Here is a 3,337-nt window from a genome sequence, read left to right as displayed (position 1 = left end):
ATACCGCTTACCCAGCTCTGTGCCTACATTGCAGGCGATATTGACCAACTTAACGCCGAAACTTTACGCGCAGCACTTAGCCAACAGTTACCGGATTACGCGGTACCCTCTGCCTTCGTCATCTTGCCAGTGTTGCCTAAGTTAGCCAGTGGTAAGTTAAACAAACAAGCATTACCCGAACCCGAACAACGCCTTAAAACCCGTATTGCACCCAGTACTGAGCTAGAAATACAACTTGCTACGATTTGGCAAGACGTGTTAGGGGTGGCCGATATTGGCATCGACGATAATTTTTTTGCGTTAGGCGGCGATTCAATCGTCTCTTTGCAAGTGATTAGCCGTGTTCGCGAGCTAGGCTGGCAGTTAACACCTAAAGACTTATTCCGTCAGCAAACCATCGCCGGTTTAGCACGGATAGCGGAGCGCTTACCGCTATCGGCGTCTATGGGCGAAATAGCGCAAGGTGAGTTACCACTGACACCTATACAACATGAGTTTTTCGCAACCGATATTCCTGAACGTCAGCACTGGAATCAATCCGTTTTGTTAAAACTAAGCCAATCATTAGATTTAACTGCGTTACAAACAGCATTGAGCTATTGGCTAAACTACCACGATAGTTTTCGCTTGCGTTTTCAACCTACACCGTCAGGTTGGCGGCAGTTTTATGCGGACAACGAAAGCTGCGCGACCGTGTTTAGCCATTATCAACTTGCCGATGTCCCAGCGATTTCAGCCGTTGCCGATAACCATCAACGCTGTTTAAACCTAAGCCAAGGGCCTTTGCTGCAAGTCGTATATATGAGCGTAGACGGTGAGCAAGATAGATTATTGTTTGTCGCCCATCATTTGCTTATCGACGGCGTGTCTTGGCGTATTGTCTTAGCTGATCTTAAGACGTTGTATCAACAAGCTCTTAGCGGTCAGTTATTAACATTGACTAGCAAAACCGCAAGCTTTAAAGCGTGGTCGTTGGCCTTATCGTCATGGCTCAGCGTTGCTGAGCAACAAAAGGCGTATTGGCGAGCGCAGTGCACTGCTGTATTCGACTTGCCTAGCGATAATCTTGCCCAAACGAGATATGGCTATGCACGCGATGCCGACACACAAACCTTAACGCTTAGCGCTGAGCTGACAGAGACGCTGCTGTTATCGGCAAACCATGCCTACCGCAACCGAATACAAGAATTACTACTGACTGCGTTAGCACGAGTCATCTGCCGTTGGGCAGGACAAAGCGCGCTTAGCATAGAGCTAGAAGGTCATGGCCGTGAAGACTGCATAGGGTTAGATGTGAGCCGTACCGTAGGTTGGTTTACCAGTGTGTTTCCCGTCTTGCTAACGCCTGATACGGAGCTTGCTACTGCGCTTAAAACCATTAAAGAACAATTACGCAATGTGCCAAATCATGGTTTGGGTTTTGGTGTACTACGCTACCTCGGTGATAGCGACACACAAGCTGAATTCAGTCAATTGCCTAAGCCTGAGATCGGGTTTAATTATTTAGGTCGCTTCGACAACGATATGGGCAGCGATGCTTTATTCATTCCTGCAACTGAGGCGCGTGGTGCGGAACTGGCTGACGACGCACCATTACTGTATCAGCTAGAAATTAACGGTCAGGTTTCAGACGGTTGCTTAAGCTTAAATTGGACGTATGACCGTATGCGCTATTCACCCGATACGATAGCTGGATTATTGGCAGGCTACGAGCAAGAGCTGAGCGCTATTATTCATCATAGCCAAACTGCTGAGCCGGTGTTAACACCTAGCGATGTGCCATTAGCCGAGTTAAGCCAAGCGCAATTGGACTATCTGCCGTTTCCCGCTGAGCATATCGACGATATTTATCCGTTAACGCCTATGCAGCAAGGCATGTTATTTCAATGTCTTTATGAAGCCAATCCTGCGACCTATGTATCGCTGTTTGCATTGACAATTCAAGGCTTAGACATTGACCGGTTTGCTTGGGCCTGGACTGAGGTGTGTCGTCGTCATGCGGTATTGCGCACGGCCTTTTGGGCTGCGGGTGACGGTGAGCAACCATTACAAGTGGTTTATAAACAGCCCACAGTAAAATTGGAAATACTGGATTGGTGTGGGCAAGCCCAAAACGACTCTAAACTGACAGAACTGCGGCAACAATTGCTTAACCAAGGCTTGGCCATTAACCAAGCGCCGTTATTCCGGCATGTGTTAGTGCAATTAGCTGACCAAACCTATCACTGGCTATGGTTAAGTCATCATTTGCTATTAGATGGTTGGAGTAGCGCCCGGTTAATGGCCGATGTGCTGGCGCTTTATCGTGGCGAATCGCTACCGGCGCAAAACGGCGATTTTCGCGACTTTATCGCTTGGCTAAAACAGCGCGACTTAACTGCGGCAGAACATTTCTGGCGGCAGCGCTTGGCTAAACTGGAAACGGGAACTCATTTAGCGAGTTGCTTAAGTATTGAGTCGACGCACAGCAGTCAGGGCTTGCACGTCTTAACGATAGTCGGTGACGAGTTCACCGATTTACGCGATTTTGCGGCAGCACAGCGCATAACCTTAAACACCTTAGTGCAAGCCGCTTGGTTGTTGCTACTAAAGCGTTACACCGGTCAAACAACCGTTGCAACAGGCGTGACTGTTTCCGGTCGTCCGCCAGAGTTAACCGGTGCTGATACCTGGTTAGGTTTGTTTATCAATACCTTAGCCTTAGTACATACGGTAAATCCTGCGCAAACCGTACAAAACGTTTTTTAACCGAACTACAACAAACTAACTTAGCGATGCGGGAGTTTGATTTTACTCCGCTAAACCAAGTACAGCGTTGGTGGCAACAAGGTAGTGTTGCTCTGTTTGACACGTTGCTAGTGTTTGAAAATTATCCTGTTGCTTCGGTGTTGCAACAAACGCAAGGCGAATTAGTATTTAGCGGCGAATTCCAGCAAGAGCGTGCCTATTACCCGTTAACGTTAGCGGTACAAGCGGGCGATGCATTAAGCATTAGTTTCGACTACGACCGGCAGTTTTTTTCTGATTCAGTCATAGAGCAGTTGGTCACGGTTATGCGTGAATTGCTGTTACAAATGCAAGCAAAGCCAGAGCACTGTTTAGCTCAGTTATCCATAGCGGTTGATGACTGGGCGAGTATCAATGCGACTAGCGATGGCTCTTTAAACACCGGTTTTATAGCGTCCCACTCTGTCCACCAGCGCATTCACATGATGGCACAAAGCCAACCCAACGCCATTGCGCTTATCGACGGCGAGACCCGCTTAAGCTATGGCGAACTAGAACGTCAGTCCAACCGCTTAGCGCACAGTCTACAACACAGTGGCCTAAAACCTGA

Annotated in this window: 2 protein-coding genes; both read left to right on the top strand. The window is 48.2% G+C overall.

Annotated features, from left to right (window positions below; all coding sequences use genetic code 11):
• The coding region (locus VZ94_RS15840) for a condensation domain-containing protein (RefSeq protein WP_239649999.1) at window positions 1-2,748 on the top strand (2,748 nt) is incomplete at its 5' end.
• A 26-nt stretch (window positions 2,749-2,774) separates the two neighbouring features.
• Window positions 2,775-3,337 (top strand): condensation domain-containing protein (locus tag VZ94_RS23430; protein WP_131655595.1); only part of this gene is annotated, 563 nt, incomplete at its 3' end.

This window comes from Methylocucumis oryzae, from assembly GCF_000963695.1.
Lineage (GTDB): Bacteria > Pseudomonadota > Gammaproteobacteria > Methylococcales > Methylomonadaceae > Methylovulum > Methylovulum oryzae.
This window is presented reverse-complemented; position numbering and strand designations above follow the sequence as displayed.